The organism is Tabrizicola thermarum, from assembly GCF_003574395.1.
GTDB lineage: Bacteria > Pseudomonadota > Alphaproteobacteria > Rhodobacterales > Rhodobacteraceae > Tabrizicola > Tabrizicola thermarum.
In genome coordinates, this window is the sequence record NZ_QMJY01000054.1 from 1 (window position 1) to 1,986 (window position 1,986).

Genomic DNA, 1,986 nt, shown 5'->3' on the forward strand with positions numbered 1-1,986 from the left:
GAAAAGGTTGCTCATCGGTCAGTCTCCTTGCGGAGGCGTGAATCACGCCGCAGAAGCAAGATCAATGGGTCCTGACCCTAACAGCAGCGCGGACAGCCGCACCTGATCCCTCCTGCGCCGTGTCATGCACGAGGCGCGGCCGCGGGCGCAGGAGGCTCGCCACCGTGTCGACGCCCGCGCGCAGGGGGGAATCCATCAGGTGTGCGTAGCGCTGGGTGGTCTGCATCTGGCTGTGGCCGAGGAGCTTGCCGATCATCTCCAGCGACGCGCCACCGCTGACCAGCAGCGAGGCAAAGGTGTGGCGCAGGTCATGGATGCGGACGTCAGCCAGCCCAGCCTCCTTCTGCACCTTGGCCCAGAAGCGGCGGATTTCCCGCACGGGCTGGCCCACGGTGTCGCCGGGGAAGAGCCACGGATTGCCGCTCGGCACCGCCTGCTGGCGCAGCCGCACGATGGCCGCCACATCCTGCGAGATCGGCACGCGGTGGATCTTGCGCTGCTTGGTGGTCGAGGCGGGCTTCGACCAGATGGCGTAGTCGAGGTTGAACTGTTCGAACCTCGCCGTCCGCACCTCGCCCACCCGCGCGCCGGTCAACATGCACATGCGGATGATCGCCGCCGCGCGCTGATCCTCGGCGGCATCCAGCACGGCCGCCAGCCGGGTCAGCTCTTCGGGCGACAGGAAGCGCTCGCGGGCGTGTTCGATGCGCCGATGGAACCCCTGCGCGGGGTTGTCCGTCCGCCATTCCCATTCCGTCGCCAGCGTGAACATCTTGCGCAGCACCTCGCCCATGCGGTTGGCGCGGATCGGGGTGGGCTTGTGACCCTGCAGTTTGCGTGCCCGGTTGTTGGGCTTCGCCTTGCAGGGGCGGGGACGCCCCTCGGCCACGAAATCGAGGAACTTCGCCACGTCGGACTTGGTGATCTCGGTCACCAGCCGGTTGCCCCAGGCCGGTTCCACCATCTTCTTCAGCATCGAGACCTGGTCGCCCGCATTCGTCTTGGCCAGTTTCGGCAGATGCTCTGCGACGTAGCGGTCGATCATGTCCGTGACGCGCGGGGCTCCGCGCCACTCATCCCGCGCCGCCAGAGGATCCTGTCCCTCGTCGATGGCGCGGCGCAGTTCCTTGGCGCGTTCGCGCGCGGCCGTGACACTCCACTCCGGCCAGCGCCCGATGGTCATCCGCCGCTGCCGCCCGGCGTGCCGGTAGTCGATGGTGAAGGTCCGCGCGCCGGAGGCCTGAACCCGTGCGGCGAAGCCGATCACGTCCGTGTCGAAGATCTGATAGCTGACGCCGGGCTTGGGCTCCGCCTCGCGCAGGGTTTTCTCATTCAGTTTCAGTCGTTTGACCATCCATTCCGCCTCCTTGCCCGACGACACAGGCGTAGACCCGCGCCACTATCAAGTCGGACCACGGAGCCGAGACCGGAATACAGGCGGAAGGTGGAATTGGGGCGGGGAGGGGCGTTCCGGATCGAACAAACCATGGGTCACGACGCGGAGGCCAGCACGATGACATTATGTGCGGTGTTTGTGCAGCACCGCTTTCAATTGATACAGCAGCATGGAGGATTGCTTTTGGTGGACGGTCGGGTGATCTTCGCGGGATTGATCCGTGGGGCGCCAAAATGCTCTTGAACCCTTCAGTACTGCACGACCATCTGAGCCATCCAAACGATGCTGCGGTACGCGAGGCGTACCTGACCTGCGCCAATGCGAGGCTTCCAGAGGGATGGACCGTTCGCGCTACGGGCCATGGCTACATTGCACGTGAGCTGCGTTTCTAGTCACAAGGTAATTGGTTTTTCTCCGCGGTTCTCAACCAAAAGTGGGTTCCATGGTACTTCCGAAAGCCAGCAATAAACGCAGGTCTTGTGGATGCAGAACTCACGCGCTCAAGGTTCCAAAGATGCTGTCCCTGAGCTTGGTGTAGGTTCTGGCTGAGGTGGTCACCGGCGATGTTCCGGTAGGGTCTGGTTGCTGAC

Annotated in this window: 1 protein-coding gene; it reads right to left on the reverse strand. The window is 64.2% G+C overall.

Annotated features, from left to right (window positions below; translation table 11 throughout):
• Positions 1–61: 61 nt before the first annotated feature.
• Positions 62–1,354 carry a tyrosine-type recombinase/integrase gene (locus D5084_RS09145; RefSeq protein WP_128515204.1) on the reverse strand — a complete coding sequence of 431 codons (1,293 nt, stop codon included), beginning with the start codon at positions 1,352–1,354 and terminating at the stop codon, positions 62–64.
• Between the last annotated feature and the right edge of the window lie 632 nt (positions 1,355–1,986).

Excerpts from the sequence above, each read along its gene's own strand:
- D5084_RS09145 (WP_128515204.1), bottom strand. The coding sequence starts at position 1,354 with ATGGTCAAACGACTGAAACTGAATGAGAAAACCCTGCGCGAGGCGGAG.